Genomic DNA, 20,809 nt, shown 5'->3' with positions numbered 1-20,809 from the left:
CTGTCCCCCTGTGATATATGACCTCAACGTATGGTCAACGACCTGTTGCCGGGCATCTTCCTTGCAGACCAAGTGGTGATGCGCAGACTTTATCCGGCATGGGCAGGCTGTTGCTCAAGAAGCGGGATAACGTTATCAGGCCCGATGCGGGCAGACAGTCCATCGGTTGTGTAGAACGCGTTGCCATGCACATCGTGGAAGGCGATCCCTTTGTTCCCGTGAGAGACGTAGCGGTCCTTGTTCTCGCCAATGCTTTCCTGAATGGTGTACACGCTGGCCTGCATTTGTACGTACAGGTCCTCGTCTGCTGACAGGGCTGCGTATGCATCCTCCAGTTTCCTGTTTGTCAACAGAAGCTTGTTGGATAGCGAAACACCCCATCGGGTCAGGCACGTTTCCGCAACATGGCGTACAATGATGCCGGGTTCCAGACACCGTTGCCTTCCCACATCGCCGTCGATGGCTCCGTTTCCAACCAAGGTGGCATGTCTGCCTGCCATGGGGAAAATATGCATGCGTGTGTGGGCTGTGTTCTCTGGAATGACGCAGGCAAAGCCCTTTGAACGTTCATCCCGGGCGTAGAAAGCAACATATTCCCTGACGTTGGCGCCAATTCCTGTCCGGTGCTTCTGGAAGTTTGCTGGCCCCGGTACGGGATCAATAGCGAAGATGTTGACGGGAATATGCTTGAGTTCAGGATCACCCGCCATGGCGTTGGCCATCATGTGACAGCTGATGCCACCCCGGCTCCATCCCACCAGATTGACCTGCTCGGGAATCCGCTGTCCTTTTCGGAACATGCGTATGATCTGTTCCTGGAGGTCCTGGGGGGTGACGATGCGTTTGCCATAGTCGTACTGTCTCCAGAAAAAGGAGCCTATCGCTTTTGCATCCTGTATGGGAATGTCGGCATTTTTCAGGATGTTGTATTCCTGCTCGGTCAGTTGCTGACGCTTCCAGTTGGCTTTTCCTTTTGTCAGGGCAAGGGCATGCGCCACATTCTCTTCCCACCCCGCACCAAAAAGGGTCCCCTTTACGCTGTAGTAACCACCGGGTTCTTCCCAGAGCTGGTCTTCCTGAAGGTTTCCGCTTCCCGGCCCGTCAATGATCACCCAGTCCGCAAATTCCCTGCCAAGGCAGTTGTGAGCCAGCGTTGCGACCAGTTCTCCGTTAGGGTAGTTGGGATTGTGGGCATCGTATCTTGTTGAGGCGGTGCCGCAAAAGAATACGGTGAATACGGACATGTTTGGCACCCTCTGAATTTTATTAAAGGCTTATTCGTTGCGCTTTCTGAAAACGCACAGGTTATATTCCCTGTTTTCTGAATACAGGGTTGTTTATAGAGCGGTCAACTTTCTGCTGAATTTAATGAGATGTTATCGGCATTATCTCGCGCGAACCGTGTAGTACATTGTTATGTAACGCGTTTATGGGGAAGTGCGAACGTGAATTCTTGTGTTGCTATGGGAATGTCTGGGAGGGGGCCGTATAAAAAACCGGGGACCCGATGCCCCTGCCCGGCGGGGAGCAAGGAAGCCGGACGGGATGGCCATTGGGGGGAAGCCACACCGGGTCCCCGGTTCAGCGCACGAAGACGCCGGCCACCACAACACACGTGGTGGCGGGAGGCCAAAACCCAATAACACTGCCAAGAGTCAGAGGTACCGGGCGGGCTTATTCCCCTTGCGGGTTTTCTATTCGCCGCCCTCCCGCCATGAGACACGTGCACGGACCGCGAGGAATCAGTCCGTCACCGTACAGACAGTCGCCGCGCAATATGGGCGACTGCCTGCTCTTGGTATGTACGAGGTTTTTGGGCCTCTATCGACAGGTTTTTGAACCCTGCCGACGCTTATCACCCTAAGATAGTTCAATCATAAAAGCAAATAATCTTGAGATGTTCTATGTGTGGTATCTGCGGCATGGTTTGCCGGCCCTGATTAAGGGGCATGCAGGCACGGGGTAAGCGTGCAATACGAGACTGTCTGGCAGTGTGTCCGGGAAAAACAAAACCCCCAGGTTTTCCTAGGGGTTCCGGCTGGTGCTGCTGGAGAGATTTGAACTCTCGACCTCTCCCTTACCAAGGGAGTGCTCTACCCCTGAGCTACAGCAGCAAAGACTTGAATTGTCAGCCCAAGTTGCCTTGTGACAAGGCCTTTTCGGGCACCCCGCAGGGTGGGCGGGTTTATGGCACAGCGTATCGACCCATGCAAGCATAAAAATGTGGGCCAGTGGGTTGACGGTGATGACCTGATCATCGCACAGTGCCAGCGTTCCGGCCTGTTGGCAGCGGGATCATGTGCGATTGTTTTGTACAGGCAATTATCTGATGACAGATACTCCGGTTGTTTCGGAAGAGAAGGGCGGTGGATCCCGACCGTCGAAAGATCGTCGCCAGGATCGTCTGGCCATGGCCCTGCGGGAGAACCTGTTGCGACGCAAGCAGCAGACCCGATCGCGCGCCATTTCCGATGATGATTCAGGGACATGCCCGTCAGCATCTGCCGTGCCCCGGGATGAAACCGGATGATATGCCCGTAAAACGGGCCTGAAACCAAAAACACGCCGTTGTGGTCTGGCGCGTGCTGCGCTACAAGGTGCCGTTTCCGCCCCGTTGTGTCACAGGGCAACACCCCGGTTCCAAATGATGGAGACTGTTCCCCATGGCCGTCATGCCTGATACTTGGATTCGTGAAATGGCCCGCAACCGCGGCATGATCGAGCCTTTTACCGACCGTCTGGAACGGGATGGCGTGATTTCCTACGGCGTCTCTTCGTATGGGTACGATGCCCGGGTTGCCGACGAGTTCAAGATTTTCACCAATGTTGATTCCGCCGTTGTTGATCCAAAGGAATTTTCGGACAAGAGCTTTGTGAACCGCAAGACAGATGTCTGCGTTATTCCCCCCAACAGCTTTGCCTTGGCCCGTACGGTCGAATACTTTCGTATTCCACGTGACACGCTGGTGATCTGTCTTGGCAAGTCAACGTATGCCCGATGCGGAATCATCGTCAACGTCACGCCTCTGGAACCCGAATGGGAAGGCCACGTGACGCTTGAATTTTCCAATACCACTCCCTTGCCTGCACGCATATATGCCAACGAGGGAGCTTGTCAGTTTATCTTCCTGAAGGGGAATCCCGAATGCGAAACTTCCTATGGCGACCGCAAGGGCAAGTACATGGGCCAGAAGGGCGTGACACTGCCCCGGCTGTGATAGAGCGCCCGGCAGCGGACAGCCTGACGGTAGAGCGCCCCCGGCAGGAGCAGCGCGGAGGGATGGATCGCATCCGCATCGTCGGGGGAACGCCCCTGCGCGGAACGATCCCGATCGGTGGCGCGAAGAATGCAGCCTTGCCCCTGATGGCGGCGGCACTCCTGACCGAGGAGACCTTGCGTCTGACCAACCTGCCGCATCTGGCGGATATCACCACCATGGCGCACCTGCTGGCCCAGCACGGAACCAGTATGCACCTGAACGGGGGTGAGGGCGGTGTCGGCAGTGCATCAGGCCGTGTGCTGGAGTTGCAGGCTGCCGATATAACCAGCCTGACGGCACCCTATGACCTTGTTCGGAAAATGCGGGCCAGCGTTCTGGTTCTGGGGCCGTTGCTGGCGCGTTTTGGTGCATGTCGTGTTTCATTGCCCGGAGGATGTTCCATCGGAACCAGGCCCGTGGATCTGCATCTGAAGGCCATGGAAGCACTCGGGGCTGAGATTTCGCTGGACGAGGGATATATCAACGCCCGTATCCGTGATGATCTGAATGGCCGTTTGCGCGGCGGCACCATCATGTTTCCTGCCGTCACCGTTGGCGGAACAGAGAATGCCTTGATGGCAGCCTGCCTGGCCGAGGGCGAGACTGTGATCATGAACGCGGCCCAGGAGCCGGAAATTGCGGATCTGGCCAATTGCTTGACCCTGATGGGTGCCAGTATTTCCGGGATTGGCTCCAATTGCTTGCGGGTCGAGGGCGTGTCGTCCCTGCACGGGACAGAATATTCGGTTTTGCCCGATCGCATTGAAACCGGGACGTATGCTATTGCGGCGGCCATTACACGTGGTGATGTGGAGCTGGTCGGTGCCAATTCTGCAGCCTTGGGCGCAGTCTTTTCTGCCCTGAACGAATGTGGCGTTGAGGTGATTGAAACCTCGCGTGGGGTTCGTATCCGCGCTGATGGTGCCGAGATACGGGGCATTGATCTGATGACCGAGCCCTATCCCGGCTTCCCCACCGATATGCAGGCCCAGTTCATGGCCCTGATGGCAACGGCCAACGGGGCGTCAATGATTACCGAGACAATTTTCGAGAACCGGTTCATGCATGTGCCGGAGCTGTGCCGCATGGGGGCCAGAATAAATGTACACGGGGCTTCTGCCATTGTGCGCGGTATGCCCCGTCTTTCCGGTGCCCCGGTGATGGCCACGGACCTCAGGGCCTCTGTTTCCCTTGTTCTGGCCGGTCTGGCTGCTGAAGGGGAGACCATTGTGAACCGTATTTACCACCTTGACCGCGGTTACGAGCGTCTGGAAGCCAAGCTTGCCGCCTGCGGTGCCAATATAGAGCGTTTACGTGGCTGATTCTTTACTGTGTGTTGTGCTGTGGTCTTATTCTCGTCCACCGGGAAAGACCACGGCTTCAGAAAGGCCCGCCCCCCTTTATTGCCCGGGAGTGCGTGCTATAGTCGGGCAGCGGCAAAGGCCGGTGTGTGGCATCCGCGTGGCGCGGGGCCGGGTGAGATGAGGGGTTAATGGCCAAGCCCAAGTCCAAGCCCAAGCTGGGGTCTCGTGCAGAGAATATCCAGGAATTGAAGCGTCTGCAGGAGATGTATAACGCCTTGCCGCCTGGCAAGAAAAAGGCGATGCAGAAGCCTATCCAGGAACGTATGGATCAGTTGAACGCGGCCATAAACAGCGGCGGCGGGGCTGTTGTTTCTGCCCTGCAGACCATTGTTCTGGTTGTTCTGGTTGCGATCATCGCCTTGGGTCTCGGGTTCTTTGGTATCTCGTACTACGTACGGTTCCGGTAGAACTTTCGCAGTCTTTTCCATGTGCTGCCTTGACAAGATGTTGTGGTGCGGCAAACCTTGCCGGGCCGGCACCTTCATTGCGGGCAGTTCTTGGGAGAGACTATGGCTTGCCGATTGTTTCATACAGGACGGTATTTGACCCTGTCCGGGAGCTGTGCCTCTTGATGCCGGGGTCAGGAAATGACGGTGTGAAGACACCGGCGGTTCTTGCTGTGGACAAGAACAGGATTGTCTCTGTTTATCTGGATGAGAAAATCGTTCGCAGCCGCAGGCCGGAGGTCGAGCATGAGCGGCGGGTCGCCATTTATGATCTGATCGAGGACAACACGTTCCGTGTGTCGGGTGCGGGGAATGAAGGTCCGTACAGTCTTCACCTTTTCGTTGAAGGAGAGAAACTATATTTTGATGTCCGGACGGAAGGCGATGTACCAATTGAAACGTTTTTTCTGTCCCTGAAAGGATTCCGGGCTGTGATCCGGGAATATTTCATGGTTTGCGACAGCTACTACGGGGCTATCCGTACGGCTGCACCGTCGCGTATCGAAGCGGTTGATGCAGGGCGACGGAGCCTCCACAACGAGGGAGCATCGATGTTGCGCCAGCAGCTTTCCGATGCCGGTATTGATATTGACCTGGATACGGCCCGCCGCTTGTTCACCTTGGTCTGCGTCCTGCACGCGCGGAGTTGAGGGGTGGAGCGGAGCGATCCATCGGCTGTCTTGTTCGTCTGCACGATGAACTCCATTCGTTCTCCCATGGCGGCAGCCATCCTGCGTCATCTGTATGGAAAAAAAATCTACGTTGATTCAGCCGGCGTTCGTTGTGGCCAGCTGGATGGCTTCGCGGTTGCTGTTATGGCCGAAATTGGTATTGACGTGTCGCGCCATAGCCCCAAGACGTTTGATGACTTGGATGATGACAGCTTTGACCTGGTGATTTCCCTGTCGCCCGAAGCGCAACACAAGGCCGTTGAGCTGACCCGCACGGTGGCGTGTGATGTCGAGTTCTGGCACACGTTCGATCCTTCTGTCGTTGAAGGATCGCGGGAGGTAAGGCTGGATGCATACCGTCAGGTGCGTGACGAGCTGATCAAGCGGATCCGGGACCGGTTTGGCCCCCCTCCCGAGAGCACGGGCAGCGTCTAGAAAATATCGTCGCGGTATCGATCGCGGGCTTCCAGAAGGTCCGGCAGCTTCTCGAAAAGAATACGGACCAGGGATGGATCAAACTGGGTTCCCGAACTCTCCTCGAAGTATTGTAGAATACGTTCGAGTGGCCACGCCTTCTTGTACACGCTGTCACTGGCAAGGCTGTCGAACACATCGGCGATAGCCGTAATGCGGGCGGGCAGGGGAATGATCTTCCCGGACAGGCGTCTTGGATATCCTGTCCCATCCCAGCGTTCGTGGTGCCCGCCGGCGATAATGGCGGCGCATTTCAGAATTTCCAGGTCAGACTGGATCAGCATGTCCTCGCCAATAATGGCGTGGGTTTTCATGACTTCCCACTCTTCATCGGTCAACTTGCCGGGTTTGTTCAAGATGGCATCCGGAATGCCGATCTTGCCGACATCATGTAACGGAGAGGCTGCCAGCAGAACCTGTGCATCCCGGCGCGGCATGCCTGCTGCCAGTGCCAGAATCCAGGAGTATTCCGCTACACGCCGCACATGCTGGCTGCTTTCCATGGCCCGGGTTTCCACGGCTTCTCCCAGGCGTTGGACAACCTCTTTCTGGGTACGCTCCACAAGATCGATCAAGTTGTAGTTGTCCATGGCATAGGCCATGGTCCGGCAAAAGATATCAAGAACGGGTCGCTGGGGAATGGACGTGGCATCAACGCCGTCCAGCATCAGGATATTCTTGATCTCGACCGAGCTGCGGAAACTGGCCAGTGCCATGGTCCCATCCATGGCGAAATGACCGTTCTCCGGGATCTTGCTTTCCAGGCGTTTCAGGTCATCAGGCAGGTCCGGGCGAAGGTCTTCCAGCCGACCGGTCAGGGGTGGACTGTAACGTCCCGCCCCTGCCATGATGGCAGTTTTCCCTGTGCGGCGTTGAACGCTTAACACCAGCCCGTGCATGGGGGATTCAGTTGTTGTCTCATGTAGATGCAGAAGATCATGAAACAGGTGCAGTGCGGTTTCTGCAAACCGGTTGGCCGGCTGATAGGAAAACAGAGATCCGGCTCCGTTCAGGATCAGGTCAAGTCCGCGCTGTGTTGCCTCCAGGGTCTTGATATCTCTCCAGGACCGTAGACAGGAAAAAAACAGGGTATGCAGCTTGCGGGCTGTCAGCTCGGTTTTTTCCTTGTAGTCATTGATGTCGTAGGTGGTGATAACCTCCCGTTCCGGTGCTTGTCCCGGCTGTCCGGTGCGTAGCACAATCCGGACATCGGTATTGCCCAGTCCGTTCCGTATCCATTGAGCCAAGTCCAGGCCGGCGTGCTCCGTCTCCATCACGACATCCAGCAGGATAACGGCGATATCGCTGCGCAACTCGAGTATTTTGCGTGCCTCGGCTGCGGACATGGCGTTGATGATTTCAAGGGGGCGGTCTGCGAACCGGAATCCGGCCAAGGCCAGTTCCGTAACGCGATGCACCTCGGGCTCGTCATCGACAATCAGAACCGGCCAGCCGTTTGCAACGGTGGATGCAACCTCGTCTGCCCCTTGCTTCTTCTTTTTTCGCGGGGACTTGGGGCTGAGCATGGGGGATTTTCCGCTCATGATACATGGCCCTCCTCGTGAGGGGTCAGGGACGGCAGGACAATCCTGAAAGACAGTCCCTCTCCGGGTGGGCTGCTGTAGTGCATTTGCCCTCCCAGAGCTCCGGTCACAATGTTGTAGACAATATGCAGGCCCAGCCCGGTTCCACCGCTGCCGCGCTTTGTCGTAAAGAAAGGTTCGGTCAAGCGGGACAGGTGTTCAGGGCTGACGCCGGTGCCGTTATCCGACACGGTGATCTCTGTCATGCCGGTTCCCGGTGTTCCCTGGCGGGCCGCAATCCACACTGTGTTGCCATCTTTCTTTTCGGGAAAGGCATGGGTCAGGGCGTTCATAACCAGATTGGTCATAACCTGCCCCAATGGCCCCGGATGGGTGGACAGGGTGATGTCATCAGGAATATCCGTTTCCACGCGAACCCCGGACTGGCGGATTCGCGGCGTCAGGCTGACAACAACATCCTTGATATGCTGCTTCAGATTGATCTTGCGGATTTCTTCGCTGGAGCTGTTGGTGGCAATATTCTTGAAGGATCGTACCAGTTCGGCAGCGCGTTCGATGTTTCCCAGAACCATCCGGATGGTTTCTTTTGCGCCACTCATGAAGTTTTCGAAGGTCTCGGAGTCCAGATCCTCGCGCTCATAGCAGGCTTCCAGCTCGCTGATGGACTCATCCAGAAGCGAGGCTGCGGTCAACCCAACGCCAACAGGGGTGTTGATTTCATGGGCAATGCCGCTGACCAGGCTGCCAAGGGATGCAAGCTTCTCAGATTCAACCAGTTCTTTCTGGGTGCGTTGCAGGTCTTCTAGGCTCTTGCGCAGGGCTGTGTTGGCTGTCTGGGCGGCATGGTGGGCGTCCCTGATCTCGATCTCAACCTGTATGCGTTTGGTCATGTCGGTGCATGTGATCACCGTGCCGCCGATATCATGCGGCATTGGAATACCTTCAAGCTCCACGATATGGCCGTTATGTCGTTGCAGGGCTAGACTGAAGGGAACGTAACGGCCTTTTTCATCCTTTACGGCTTGTGGAAGGGGGGCCAAGTCCTGCCCGCTTTTTCCACTTTGTGTAATGGAGAGCAGGGGCGTGCCAACGGTGCTGCACCGCGCGGGCAGACCAAGGATCTTCAGGAATTGAGGGTTACACAGTGCCAGCTGGTTATCCGCATCAAAACACCCAACGCCACGACTGATGTTATTGAGAACAGCCTCCATCAGGGCGCTTTGCACCTGGATCTGGTGTGTGCGTTCCTCGATCTGACGTTCCAGGGATTCGTTAAGAAGCCGCAGCTCTTCTTCTGCTTCGCGCCGCAGCTTTGCTTGCCATACGGTGCCAAGAACATCGCAGAGATAGGTGGCAAAAGCACGCTCCTCTGCACTCCAGGTTGGTCTTGGCGTTTCGGTCGTCATGCCAAAAAGCCCGATAACTCGACCGTTGGAGTAGATATGGGCCCCGAGATGGGCTTGGCTTTGTGCCGAGATGGCACCGGCCTGAATCATAACGGACAGGGGGGCACGGTGTTCGGGCATGGTCAGGATCGTTAACCGCTGTCGGTCCAGATCATGGATATAGTCGGGAAGCAGGGAGACCTGAAAAGGAGCGCAGCGGCCATGGCCCTCTTCCATCGGCGCGTAAATGTCCTGACATATCAATTCACTGCGGATTTCGTTATAAAGCCATATGCCGGCCTGTTCTACTTCCAGTGATGTTACGGCCAGCTCGGTCATACTGCGGGCGGCTTCCACGAAAGAGCCATTGGAGATGGACGAGTGGCGCGGCACAACCTGCATTGCGTTCATCATGCGCCGCAATGGCTCTGCAACAGCTCTGGAGGACCGATCTGGAACAGCCATCAGGAACACGCACCCTGCCGGACAAGACCATGCGTGCACATGGTCTGGTTCACTATGCGGTTCTGTTTTGTATCAGGCAAATAACGCCCGGAAGGTTCTTTCAGTATGGGCAAAAGCAGGAATTGGTAAAAAGTGTGGACGAAAGGCCATATTCGGGGTTCTATGGAGCCATTCAGGCCCAATGCCCCTGTGTTGTGGTGCGGTGTGTTGTGTGTCCCGGATACATTCGTGCCGGTCCCGTGGTCAAAGAGCTTGACCGCGCGGCGGCTTTTTAACATTTATGTGATGCAGTTTTACTGGCACGTGCCAAATCAGGAGCAAGAATGTCCAAGGAAGATTCCCTCGAGTTTATGGGAGAAGTCACAGAGCTGCTGTCTAACGCCATGTTTCGTGTGAAGCTTGATAACGATCACGAGATTATCGCCCACACATCCGGGCGTATGCGGAAGAACAGAATCCGTGTCCTGAAGGGTGACCGCGTTACGGTCGAAATGACCCCCTACGACCTCGATAAAGGTCGTATTACGTTCCGCTTCAAATAGGCATGCCGGTTTTGCAGGAAGAGCGGCCGGTGTCTGGCATGGATAGGTCGTGCATGCCATCGCACCTTGTTCTGGCCTCTGCGTCTCCTCGTCGCCTTGATCTTTTGTCCCGTATTGGCTTGGTGCCTGCGGCTGTTGATCCCGCTGAAATCGACGAAACTCCCCTGAAGCAAGAAGGGCCCCGGCCGTATGCCCTTCGTTTGGCCCGTGCCAAGGCCGAAGCTGTTGCGCCGCGCCATCACGGGGCCTTTGTGCTTGCTGCGGATACGGTTGTGGCGTGCGGGGCGCGCATTCTGCCAAAAGCAGAAGATGCGGATACGGCGCGTCGTTGTCTGTCCCTGTTGTCCGGCCGTCGTCACCGCGTCTACACCGGCGTCTGTGTGGTAGCCCCCGATGGCCGTCTGGCCTTGCGTGTTGTCCAGACTGTCGTTGGTTTTGCAGTTCTTTCACCTGACCGTGTGCAACAGTATATCGATTCCGGCGAATGGGACGGGAAGGCGGGGGGTTATGCTATCCAGGGCATGGCCGAGGTCTTTGTGAAAGGCTTGCATGGGTCTTGGTCCAATGTTGTGGGGCTGCCCTTGCGCGAGACAGATTGTCTTCTGGCTGGCTTGGGCTTTCGCCGGGGGTAAGGCTGATGGCAGCATCCGGACGTGTGGCCTTGGTCAGTCGTAGTTCGGGGGAAACCCGGGTTGCTCTTGTCGAGGGTGGGTCCGTGGTTGAGATTCACCTTTTCCGTGACTGCCGTCCGGTGGTCGGGTCTGTCGTCCCAGGTCTTGTGATTCAGTCCTTGCCAGCCTGCCAAGCTGTTCTGGTTGATATCGGGGCGGAGGATCCGGGGTTCTTGCCTGTAAAGGGTGGCCCCGGTCGCACCCCGTTACCTGAAGGAACCCGGATTCCGGTGCAGGTTGTGCACGAACCCCGACGGGGAAAGGGTGCGCGACTTGGTTTGGATATGTCGATTGCCGGGCATGGTCTTGTTCTGACACCGTCCCGTCCGGGGCTTACGTTTTCTTCTGGTCTTCGTGACCCTGGGCAAAGGGAGCAGCTGCAGGCGTGCCTTTTGCCCGTCCTCTGTGCCGGGGAGGGGCTTGTCGTGCGTCCCGAAGCCTGCTCCATGCAGGCAGATGCCCTGATCCGGGAGCTTGATACCCTGAGAGCACGCTACCAGGCTGTTTTGGCGGGCGGTGCGGATTGTCCTTTGCCCTTGTCTGTTGCGTTGTCAGGCCGGCAGGTTGAGGACGTTGTGTGTGATGATGCCGACCTTCTTCTGAAGGTGCGTTCTGCTGGCTTTGCTGTGCGTCTCTGGGATGGTCCAGGGTCCTTGTTGTCGACGGTTGATTATGATGCTGTCCTCGGGAGTGCACTTGCGCGGAGTGTTCCTCTCGGGGCCAAGGGATGTTTGTGGATTGAGCCAACAGCGGCGCTGACAGCCATTGATGTTGACTCAGGCGGGGATGATCCAGACGAGGTCAATGCCCGTGCTGTTGCCGCGATCGCGCGGCATGTTCGGTTGCGTGCCCTGGCCGGGATGATCGTTGTTGATTTTATTGCCCCGCAGCGCGGTGGGGCCCGCCCTGCCAAGAAAGCCTTGGCCCGGGCGCTGGCCGACGCTTTGTCTGCGGATTGCGTTCCCTCAACGGTACTGGGTGTTTCGGGGCTGGGACTTGTGGAAATTCGTCGCGACCGGACCCGGACTCCCCTTGGGGAAATCATGCTCTCCTCCGCGCAGGAGGGGGATGCGGACATCCTGCCTGAAACCAGTGCGCTGGACAGTCTGCGTGCCGCTCTTGACGTGCTACGTTCAACCCGGGCTGCGCGTGTTTCTCTCAGGGTATCCCCCGTTATTCATGCCTTGTTGACAGGGCGCCTTGCTCCGGCCTTGGAAGAGGCCGGGCGCAAGGCGGGCTCTCCTGTTGGCTTGGAGATTGTTCCTTCTTACCCAGCCAGCCGTTACGAGGTTACATAATGTCCAGTTCCTCTGATGACTCACGGCCTGTTGCGTGTGTCGAACCTGTTCGTGTGTCGGCAGCTTGTTGCCCTGAGTGCAAGAAGCCTGTTGATCCGCGTTATCGGCCTTTCTGTTCCAAGCGTTGTGCTGATGTTGATTTGCATCGCTGGATGAGCGAAAGCTACCGTGTTCCTGTGCTGGATGCGCCAGAGCAGGCAGGAGATACAGGTGGTTCGCCTGACGATAAAAAAGAAAATGAATTGTGAAAACAGGCTGGACAGGAACAGGTTAATTTCCTATAAGCGTGCTCCCGACGCACTTGTTGTCTTAAGAAGAAAACTGGTTCGTGTTTAAAGGGCCCAGATAGCTCAGTTGGTAGAGCATGCGACTGAAAATCGCAGTGTCGGTGGTTCGATCCCGCCTCTGGGCACCATTATAGCCCCTGAAACCAAAACGGTTTCAGGGGCTTTTCATTAATCTTGCCGATAACGCACGTTCTTGTCGATCCCGCTTGCAGCGTGGGGCATGTGCCTGTCAGCGCATATTATCTTGTTGGATCATATGGGCTTCGTGTCACTCTTTTCATGAAAAAGAGGTAGAGGAAGGGTTGCATACCATTGTTGGGGGCGGCACATCTGGCGGTCTTGAAGATTGGTGGCATCCTTTTGGGGCTGGATGGGCAGGCTGTCCCGGGTGAAAAAAAGGGCAATGAATTCCTGACGGAAAAAATTGGTGGGTCCACTGGCGCTGTGAACCTGAAAATCAGGCGAGGACAGGGTGAGTCTGTTATCACTCTTCATCCGCTGCAGACGTGCTCATTTCCCGTATTTCTGGCTGCAAATGATGCTGTCAACGCCTTAACCGCATGGGCGGTTATCTTGTTGACTCTGTTCTGGATGTGTTTCTGGAAGGTACAGGGGCTGCCGCTAGGCTTGACGAGCAAGGGCTGCCGGGGCTCATACACAAGATTTTGAAGAAGAAGCCAATTGCATGGGCGTTTGTTATGCTGCACGGTCTCTGGCTACGACGTGAAAGGGGCCGCTGACGTGTGGCGCCGGATGGCGACTTCCACCCCTATGGCTATTCATTTTTCTGGTTCCACGCATCCTCCTACGACCAAGGGCAACTGAAGTCGTCCGGAAAGTGGTAGAGAGTAAGCCTGTCCGTCCGAACGAGAGCAAGGACAAGGAAGATACGCCAAGTACCGATGCAGTGTCATTCAATGGCTAGGATCCGGTATTCCCGGAAGGACCTGCACGTTTCTTCACACGCCTATACGCAAGAAAAAGAGCAAGCCCTTTCTCTATACAAGGCTTGCTCTGATTTCGCAGGGTGTTTCCGTTTTCGGGTCAGTGGTGCTGGATAATCTGGCTGAGGAACTGTTTGGTCCGCTCTTCCTTTGGGCTGTTGAACAGCTGTTGAGGGGGAGCCATTTCAACAATCGTGCCGTCGGCCATGAAAACAACCGTATCCGCCACCGAACGGGCAAAGCCCATTTCGTGGGTGACGCACACCATCGTCATGCCTTCCTGTGCAAGCTCAGTCATGACATCCAGAACTTCCTTGATCATTTCGGGGTCCAAGGCTGAGGTCGGTTCGTCAAAGAGCATGATATCCGGCTTCATGCACAATGCGCGGGCAATTGCGACGCGCTGTTGCTGCCCTCCTGATAACTGGCCAGGGTATTTGTTGGCCTGATCGGGAATTTTGACGCGCCCCAGATAGTACATGGCCACATCAACGGCTTCCTTGCGGGGAACCTTTTTGACCCACGTCGGTGCCAGGACAAGGTTCTCCAGAACCGTCAGGTGCGGGAACAGATTAAAGGACTGGAACACCATACCAACATCGCGTCGGATGGCCTCAATCGCACGGACATCATTGGTCAGTTCCGTGCCATTGACCATAATGACGCCCGCCTGATGTTCCTCCAGGCGATTGATGCAGCGGATCATGGTTGACTTTCCCGATCCCGAAGGACCGCAGACAACAACGCGTTCACCTTTGCGGATCACAAGATTGATATCACGCAGGACATGAAACTGACCGTACCATTTGTTGACATTGGTCAGGCTGATAACGATTTCCTCACCGGGTTTGCGCTGGGACGCGGCGTTGGTGGAGGTGTTGTGGTCGCTCATCGGCGAACTCCCGTATTCAGGTGACGCTCCAGATACAGGCTGTAGCGGGACATGAAGAAGCTGAAGGCGAAGTAAATCAAGGCTGTAAAGACGTATGCCTCTACGTAGAACGGGCGCCATGCCGGATCGGTCATGGCTGTCTTTGCTGTGGTCAACAGGTCATACAGCCCGATAATGATAACCAGCGATGTATCCTTGAACATGGAAATAAACTGGTTCACCAGTGGCGGAATAACAATGCGGATAGCCTGGGGCAGGATGATCAACCGTGTCTTCTGCCAGTAGCCGAGTCCAAGGGCATCAGCGGCTTCATACTGCCCCCGTGGTAACGACTGAAGCCCGCCACGAATGGCCTCTGCCAGATAGGCGCCTGTGAACAGGGTAATGCCGACAAGGGCACGTAGTAGTTTATCGATCGTTGTTCCTTCGGGCAGGAACAACGGCAGCATGACCGATGCCATAAACAAGACAGAAATCAGCGGTACACCGCGAATCAGTTCGATGTAGATAACGCTGATTGATTTGATGATCGGCAGTTCCGAGCGTCTGCCAAGGGCAGCCAGAACACCAATAGGAAACGCCAGTCCAATGCCGATGACAGACAAGAGCAGTGTCAGGGGTAGACCACCCCAGCGATCATTGCTGACCCGGGTCATGCCTAGAATGCCACCCCACATCAGTATGGCGCACAGGGGAAGGGTTACGATCCACACCAGGGCCAAGGTCGGGCCCCAGAAACGCGGATTGCAGGTTATGGCCAGTGCGATGATGAAGAGGACAGTCGCCGTGATCGGGCGCCAGTGCTCCTCATATGGGTAAAGCCCAAACAGTATAAAGCGGTGTTTCTGCTCAATGACCGCCCAGCATGCGCCAGCCCCGGAGACTTTGCAGGCATCCGGTGTTGCGGAAGACCAGATGGCATTGATGAAAGCCCAGTTCAGCAGTCCAGGCACGATCTGTACCAACAGTCCCAGGCACAGAAGGGTCATGATGGTGTTGGATGTCGAACTGAAAAGGTTCTGCCGCGCCCACCCCAGGACATGCATGGAACGCATCTGGGGAGAGCCTGGGTAAACACTGACCGGTTCTTCAATGTGGGAAAGGGCATCGCCCGGACGGGGGTCTCGTTCGGTATTCATCACCGTCCTCCCCGCAATGCTATATGACCGTTATACCAGTTCATAAAGGCCGAAATGCTCAAGGATATTGTCAGATACACTGCCATGATGATGGCAACCCCCTCTACGGCTTGGCCGGTTTGGTTGATTGCCGTATTCGCAACGCTGACAAGGTCAGGGTAGCCAATGGCAACAGCCAGGGAGGAGTTCTTGACGAGGTTCAGGTATTGGCTCGTCAAGGGTGGGATGATGACGCGCAACGCCTGTGGAAGCAGGATAAGCCTCATCACGCGTGAACGTTTAAGGCCCAGGGCGACGGCAGCTTCGGTTTGCCCCCAAGGAACAGCGCTGATACCGCCACGGACAATCTCGGCGATAAAGGTGCCCGTGTACAAGGTCAGACCAGTCAGGAGCGCTGTAAATTCGGGAGACAGATTAGCCCCGCCCCGGAAGTTGAAGCCCCGCAGGACAGGGGTGCTGATTTCAGTCGGTGCACCGCCTGCCAGCCACCCCAATACCGGGAAAATAATCATCAGCCCCAAGGCGGGCAGCAAGACCCCCGGGCGTTGACCGGTTGCATTTTGTATGCGTGTGGCGCGTACATTAAGGAAGAAAGCAACAACAAGGGCGGCAAAAAAGCCAACGACGGCGATGGTGTGTCCGGTTTCCCAGACAGGCCATGGAATTTTTATGCCACGGTTCGAAAGGAAAACGCCTTCCAGCGGCTGAAGTGCTTGTTTCGGGTTGGGCAACGCTTCCGTGATCAGGGCGTACCAGAAAAAAAGCTGTAGCAGCAGGGGAATATTGCGCAAGCCTTCGACGTATATGCCGGCAATACGGGCAATGATCCAGTTGCTGGACAGGCGCGCGATACCAAACAATGTTCCTATAAATGTTGCCAGTATAATGCCGATAAGAGAAACCTTCAGCGTGTTCAGAAGGCCAGCAGCCAGAACCCTGAGGTAGCTATCAGCCGGGGAGTACTGAATAACGCTCTCGCTGATATCAAAGGCAGCTTCCCGTTCGAGAAACCCATACCCCGTCGCAATCTGCAACGCGGCAAGATTGCTCAGGGTGTTGTGTACCAGCCAGGCAATCAGTGCCGACACAGCACCGAGCACAAGCACCTGGGCAATGATTCCGCGTATGCGGACATCATTCAATAGGGCTCCGCCCGACCGGCTTTTTCCAGGTTCGGACATGGTTTGCGATCCCAAAGTTTATAAACAACAGCTCAAACAAAACGCGTGTGCCATTTATTGTGTCGCTGCCTTGCTACGCTATCCAGCGTTTCCCTGACTGTCTCTCGATAACATGTCAGAGGCGTGTCTGCACCCGCAACAAGAAAGACACAACCCGCCGGTCATCCTTCAAAGAGACCGGCGGGGTATTATACAGCGCCTATCCTAGCGGACAGGAGGGGCATACATAATGCCGCCTTTGTTCCATAGGGCATTGAGGCCCCGCTCCAGGCGCATTGGCGTCTTCAGTCCAACATTGGCTTCAAAGCTTTCGCCATAGTTGCCAACTTGCTTGATAATATTATAGGCCCACTTTTCATCCAGGCCGAGGGCAGCGCCCATGCCAGGGGTTATCCCCAGAAGGCGCTTGGCATTTGGATCCGTAGCTGACTTCAACTGCTCATCCACGTTGGCAGATGTTATCCCCAGTTCCTCGGCATTCAGCATGGCATAGAACGACCAGCGGACAATATCGGTCCACTGGTTGTCACCATGACGGACAGATACGGCAAGCGGTTCTTTGGAGATAAGTTCGGGCAAGATCACATGTTCGGCCGGGTCAGGCACGTCATTGGCACGGATGGCGGCCAGCTGTGAAATGTCGGAGGTGATGGCATCGCAGCGCCCGGATGAGTAGGCTGCGCTGACTTCCTCGTACTTCTCAATCGTGACCGGGTTCATTTTCATGTTGTTGGCACGAAAATAGTCGGCGAGATTCTGCTCGGTAGTTGTTCCCGTCTGCACACAGACGGTTGCACCATCAAGTTCTTTCGCACTTTTCAGGCCCAGTCTCTTGTGTGCCATAAACCCCTGACCGTCATAGTAGTTGACGGCTGGAAAGTCCATGCCATTGGCCGTATCGCGCGAGAGGGTCCATGTCGTGTTGCGCGCCAGCAAGTCCACTTCGCCAGATTGTACGGCTGTAATGCGTTGCTGGGCTGACAGGGGAACGTAGGACACCTTTGTAGCGTCACCGAAGACGGCCGCTGCGACAGCGCGACAGACATCCACATCGATCCCCGTCCACACGCCCTTTTCATTGGGCGTAGAGAACCCGGCCAGACCGGTATGCGACCCACACACAACGGTGCCACGCTTCTTGACAGCATCCAAGGTGGCCCCGGCAAGTGCGCCTGTCGTCGCAAGTGACACAGTAGCCGCAGCTGCAACGGCAATCAGTATTCTATTCATCCAACGAAGCCTCCGAGCACTATTGCATCTGTTTTTAGCGTTAGTTTGCATCTTTTTGTCAAGCGGGGCAACATTTTCAGAGCCTTCCCGACCCTCCCGCATCTGCCGAGGATATTAGACCGAGCCTGTAGGTTTGGAAAACCTAATTTCAGTGTGTCAAGCCGTGTTGCATCATTTCAGGTGTTATGCGGCTGGTGATAAGCCGGTGGCTTCCGGGTCTCCCGTATCCAGAGAGGTACTCCGTTTGTATCTTCCTGCCGGATGGCTGGGCGCATCTTTCCGCAGGCCACGGATTGCAACGCTGTGCCTGTCACGCTATATGTTTCCGCATGAACGACACAAGCATCCTCATCACCGATACGCGGGCCTTGCAGGCCTTTTGTGACAGCCTCGCCGGTACACCTTTCATTACGGTGGATACCGAATTCATGAGGGAGAAGACCTACTGGCCGCAGCTCTGTCTGGTGCAGGTTGGCGGGCCTGATGAGGCACGCTGTATTGATCCCCTGGCGCCGGGTATTGATCTCGCTCCCTTGTTCGCCCTGATGCGTGACACGTCGGTTCTGAAAGTTTTCCATGCAGCCAGGCAGGACCTGGAAATATTCTATAATATGATGGGAACGTTCCCTACGCCGCTCTTTGATACCCAGGTCGCAGCCATGGTCTGCGGGTTCGGGGATTCGGTCGGTTATGAAACGCTGGCCAGCAAACTGGCAAAGGTTTCCATCGACAAGTCCATGCGCTTTACGGATTGGGCCAGACGTCCGCTGACAGACCAGCAGGTGTCTTATGCCTTGTCCGATGTTGTGCACTTGCGTGTGATATATGAAAAGCTGGCTGCCCGTCTGGAAGAAACCGGCCGGGCCCATTGGCTGGATGAGGAGATGGCTGTGCTGCTTGATCCTTCCAACTATCGTGTTGATCCGCCGGAAGCATGGAGGCGCCTCAAGACCCGGACCAAGACGCCCCGTTTTCTTGGCATTGTCCGTGAGCTTGCGGCATGGCGCGAGATTGAAGCCCAGACGCGTGATATTCCGCGTCAGCGCGTACTGCGGGATGAGGCTCTCCTTGAAATCGCAGCCCATGCTCCCCGTACGGTCGAGCAGCTGGAGCGGACGCGCGGTTTCGTCAAGGGGCAGGCAGAAGGCAACACGGGGCAGTCTATTCTGGAGGCTGTTGCCCGGGGCAAGGCCATGCCGGTGGAGGATCTTCCGATCCCTCCGTATCGTCGTGACCTGCCACCGGGTATTGGCCCGGCGACCGATCTGCTACGGGTTCTTCTGAAAATGCGGTGTGAAGAGCACGACGTGGCCCAGAAGCTGGTTGCCGACAGTGAAGACCTTGAGCTGATAGCCCTTGATGACAATGCGGACGTTCCGGCATTGAAGGGGTGGCGCCGTGATGTTTTCGGGGCTGATGCCCTGGCCTTGAAGAACGGTAGTCTTGCCCTCTGTCTGTCCCGTAACGGGCGGCGTGTTGAGGCCGTGGAAATAGAGGGGTGATTCACCCCTTTCCTAGATCTGTATAACCTGTCCTTTACACCCCTGCTCGTTGGCCAGTTTGTCCAGCTTCTTCCCGAAAAGTTCCGTGTAGTACACGGGGTCGGCTGCTGGTACGGCCAGAACAAGGTTCTTCTTGCCTTTTTCCAGCCGTGTTTGCGCCAGAATACCCGCCGCGCCGCCACTGATGGAGTGGCCAAGGCGTAGCGCAGCGCCAATAAGCCGTACACGTTTCAGGCGCTTGGCATCCAGAAGTTCCTGGGCCTGCTTGACAGCGGGCAGGGCGTCGCTGCTGCTGTACCGGTAGTAGACAGCCAAGGCCAACGCAGCCCTGTCAGTGTGGTTCAGGCCCATGAAGGGCAGGCGCAGGACTTTCAGGAATGCTTGTTCTGCCCGATAGTCCGGGTGTTCGCTCCAGAAAATATCCCCCAAAAGACATGCCGCATGGCGCAGGCGGTTCAGGTGCTTTGGCTCATCGGGGAACAGCGGGGCCATCCACTCCAGCAGCTCTCGCCCATGTTCAGGGAAGCGACCGGCGGCACGGGCCCATTCTGTAGCCGCAGACAGAAGCGGGTCACCGTCCTGCATCTTCTGTGGCAGATTCAGGAAGAACTGCCCCTCGCGCATGCCATACACAGAGAACACCAGCGCATCGGGCTGAATCTCTTCCAGAAGGATATCCAGCAGCGTTGCGGCCAGTGGCAGATAAGGCAGGCGCCGTTTGGATACATGCCCCATTTTTTCCAGAGCGCGTTTGTTTTGCTGGGTTACCAGTGACACCATTTCGCGTGCGGTGTCGTAGGGCAGGGAAAAGTTGTCAAGGACATGCAGGGGGTAATCCATATGCTCGATAATGATCTGTGCCAATGCCCGCCATGATCCGCCGACGGCATACAGGTGGCGTCCCTTCCCGTGCTCCAGGAAGGTAACAGCAGCAAGGCGCTTGCGTATCAGGTTGCGCAGTTTGTTGCCACAGCTGTTGCCGGCGTTTTCGGCCAGGCGTAGAACCCCCAGAGCCAAGCTTATGAATTCCCCGGTATCGGGCTTGCTGTCTGGCGTTACCGTAACCAGCTCCAGGGAACCGCCCCCAAGGTCGGCCACCATGCCGTCTGCATCCGGGATGGAGCACAGCACCCCATAGGCAGCGCGGATCGCTTCTTCTTCCCCGCTGAGCAGGGTCACCGGCACACCGGTTCGTTTCTCGATTTTTTTCAGGAATTTGCGTCCGTCCGAGGCGTCCCGACAGGCTGCTGTTGCCAGAATATCCAGACGCTCTACATTCATGGCCCGGGCCAAGTGAACAAAGCGTTCGATAGATGCTGCAGCCATCGGCACCCCATCCGGGTTCAGACGTCCACGGCTTTCAATGCCGGCACCCAGGGCGCAGGTGGCTTTTTCATTGAACAGAGCCATCGGTGTCCGGTGAATACCGTCGTACACAACCAGTCGAACGGTGTTGGACCCGATATCGATGATGCCAACCGGCTTGCGGCAAATCCTGTCCTGCATATGTATTT

19 protein-coding genes and 2 tRNA genes are annotated in these 20,809 nt (G+C 56.2%); 12 read left to right on the top strand and 9 right to left on the bottom strand.

Annotated elements, in window-relative coordinates; all coding sequences use genetic code 11:
- Positions 1–89: 89 nt before the first annotated feature.
- Positions 90–1,244 (bottom strand): hypothetical protein, encoded by a 1,155-nt coding sequence (locus HEQ61_RS02870; RefSeq protein ID WP_168019625.1) that lies wholly within the window; start codon positions 1,242–1,244, stop codon positions 90–92.
- A 795-nt stretch (positions 1,245–2,039) separates the two neighbouring features.
- A tRNA-Thr gene (locus HEQ61_RS02865) sits at positions 2,040–2,114 on the bottom strand.
- 215 nt (positions 2,115–2,329) lie between these two features.
- On the opposite strand from HEQ61_RS02865, the gene HEQ61_RS02860 reads away from it, so the two are divergent.
- The 6 genes from HEQ61_RS02860 (at position 2,330) to HEQ61_RS02835 (ending at position 6,176) form a co-directional block, all read left to right on the top strand.
- Positions 2,330–2,530 (top strand): hypothetical protein, encoded by a 201-nt coding sequence (locus HEQ61_RS02860; RefSeq protein WP_168019623.1) that lies wholly within the window; start codon positions 2,330–2,332, stop codon positions 2,528–2,530.
- 133 nt (positions 2,531–2,663) lie between these two features.
- Entirely contained in the window at positions 2,664–3,218 is a 555-nt protein-coding gene (dcd, locus tag HEQ61_RS02855; RefSeq protein ID WP_066134997.1) for a dCTP deaminase, read from the top strand.
- 62 nt (positions 3,219–3,280) lie between these two features.
- Complete coding sequence (gene murA / locus HEQ61_RS02850) at positions 3,281–4,582, top strand: UDP-N-acetylglucosamine 1-carboxyvinyltransferase (RefSeq protein ID WP_168019815.1); 1,302 nt, start codon at positions 3,281–3,283, stop codon at positions 4,580–4,582.
- Between the two features lie 170 nt (positions 4,583–4,752).
- Positions 4,753–5,031, top strand: a complete 279-nt coding sequence (locus tag HEQ61_RS02845; protein WP_168019621.1) for a hypothetical protein — start codon at positions 4,753–4,755, stop codon at positions 5,029–5,031.
- Positions 5,032–5,195: 164 nt separating this feature from the next.
- The gene (locus HEQ61_RS02840; RefSeq protein WP_168019619.1) at positions 5,196–5,720 is read left to right on the top strand and encodes a UPF0262 family protein; all 525 of its coding nucleotides are present in this window, start codon (positions 5,196–5,198) and stop codon (positions 5,718–5,720) included.
- Positions 5,721–5,723: 3 nt separating this feature from the next.
- The gene (locus tag HEQ61_RS02835) at positions 5,724–6,176 is read left to right on the top strand and encodes a low molecular weight phosphatase family protein (protein ID WP_168019618.1); all 453 of its coding nucleotides are present in this window, start codon (positions 5,724–5,726) and stop codon (positions 6,174–6,176) included.
- On the opposite strand, the gene HEQ61_RS02830 is transcribed toward HEQ61_RS02835, so the two are convergent.
- Positions 6,173–7,759 (bottom strand): HD domain-containing phosphohydrolase, encoded by a 1,587-nt coding sequence (locus HEQ61_RS02830; protein ID WP_168019616.1) that lies wholly within the window; start codon positions 7,757–7,759, stop codon positions 6,173–6,175. The two genes, HEQ61_RS02835 and HEQ61_RS02830, sit on opposite strands and share 4 nt — an antisense overlap.
- Positions 7,756–9,609 carry an ATP-binding protein gene (locus tag HEQ61_RS02825; RefSeq protein WP_168019614.1) on the bottom strand — a complete coding sequence of 618 codons (1,854 nt, stop codon included), beginning with the start codon at positions 9,607–9,609 and terminating at the stop codon, positions 7,756–7,758. The genes HEQ61_RS02830 and HEQ61_RS02825 overlap by 4 nt, the downstream gene beginning before the upstream one ends.
- Before the next feature lie 323 nt (positions 9,610–9,932).
- On the opposite strand from HEQ61_RS02825, the gene infA reads away from it, so the two are divergent.
- The 5 genes from infA (at position 9,933) to HEQ61_RS02800 (ending at position 12,535) form a co-directional block, all read left to right on the top strand.
- Entirely contained in the window at positions 9,933–10,151 is a 219-nt protein-coding gene (gene infA, locus HEQ61_RS02820) for a translation initiation factor IF-1 (protein WP_066135009.1), read from the top strand.
- 53 nt (positions 10,152–10,204) lie between these two features.
- Entirely contained in the window at positions 10,205–10,783 is a 579-nt protein-coding gene (locus tag HEQ61_RS02815; protein ID WP_245183091.1) for a Maf family protein, read from the top strand.
- A gap of 5 nt (positions 10,784–10,788) precedes the next feature.
- Positions 10,789–12,120, top strand: coding sequence for a ribonuclease E/G (locus HEQ61_RS02810; RefSeq protein ID WP_168019610.1), 1,332 nt, complete (start codon positions 10,789–10,791; stop codon positions 12,118–12,120).
- Complete coding sequence (locus HEQ61_RS02805; protein ID WP_168019608.1) at positions 12,120–12,368, top strand: DNA gyrase inhibitor YacG; 249 nt, start codon at positions 12,120–12,122, stop codon at positions 12,366–12,368. The genes HEQ61_RS02810 and HEQ61_RS02805 overlap by 1 nt, the downstream gene beginning before the upstream one ends.
- A 91-nt stretch (positions 12,369–12,459) precedes the next feature.
- Positions 12,460–12,535: transfer RNA gene (locus tag HEQ61_RS02800), tRNA-Phe, on the top strand.
- 916 nt (positions 12,536–13,451) lie between these two features.
- Here HEQ61_RS02800 and HEQ61_RS02795 read toward each other — a convergent pair.
- The 4 genes from HEQ61_RS02795 to HEQ61_RS02780 all read right to left on the bottom strand — a co-directional run bounded on the left by HEQ61_RS02795 (position 13,452) and on the right by HEQ61_RS02780 (position 17,793).
- Positions 13,452–14,243, bottom strand: a complete 792-nt coding sequence (locus HEQ61_RS02795) for an amino acid ABC transporter ATP-binding protein (protein WP_168019606.1) — start codon at positions 14,241–14,243, stop codon at positions 13,452–13,454.
- Positions 14,240–15,382, bottom strand: a complete 1,143-nt coding sequence (locus HEQ61_RS02790; protein ID WP_168019605.1) for an amino acid ABC transporter permease — start codon at positions 15,380–15,382, stop codon at positions 14,240–14,242. The genes HEQ61_RS02795 and HEQ61_RS02790 overlap by 4 nt, the downstream gene beginning before the upstream one ends.
- A complete protein-coding gene (locus tag HEQ61_RS02785) occupies positions 15,382–16,563 on the bottom strand; it encodes an amino acid ABC transporter permease (protein ID WP_168019603.1) in 1,182 nt (393 codons plus the stop codon). Before HEQ61_RS02785 ends, HEQ61_RS02790 begins: the two co-directional genes overlap by 1 nt.
- 204 nt (positions 16,564–16,767) lie before the next feature.
- Positions 16,768–17,793, bottom strand: a complete 1,026-nt coding sequence (locus tag HEQ61_RS02780; RefSeq protein WP_168019601.1) for an amino acid ABC transporter substrate-binding protein — start codon at positions 17,791–17,793, stop codon at positions 16,768–16,770.
- Between the two features lie 329 nt (positions 17,794–18,122).
- Between HEQ61_RS02780 and rnd the strand changes: the two genes are divergently transcribed.
- Positions 18,123–19,295 carry a ribonuclease D gene (gene rnd / locus HEQ61_RS02775; RefSeq protein ID WP_168019600.1) on the top strand — a complete coding sequence of 391 codons (1,173 nt, stop codon included), beginning with the start codon at positions 18,123–18,125 and terminating at the stop codon, positions 19,293–19,295.
- Positions 19,296–19,307: 12 nt separating this feature from the next.
- Here the strand turns inward: rnd and HEQ61_RS02770 are convergent, their stop codons facing one another.
- Positions 19,308–20,801, bottom strand: a complete 1,494-nt coding sequence (locus tag HEQ61_RS02770) for a Ppx/GppA family phosphatase (RefSeq protein ID WP_168019598.1) — start codon at positions 20,799–20,801, stop codon at positions 19,308–19,310.
- Positions 20,802–20,809 lie beyond the last annotated feature (8 nt).

Source organism: Haematospirillum sp. H4485, from assembly GCF_012102745.1.
Lineage (GTDB): Bacteria > Pseudomonadota > Alphaproteobacteria > Rhodospirillales > Rhodospirillaceae > Haematospirillum.
The sequence above is the reverse complement of the archived record's forward strand: the minus strand, read 5'-3'. Positions and strand labels throughout refer to the sequence as shown.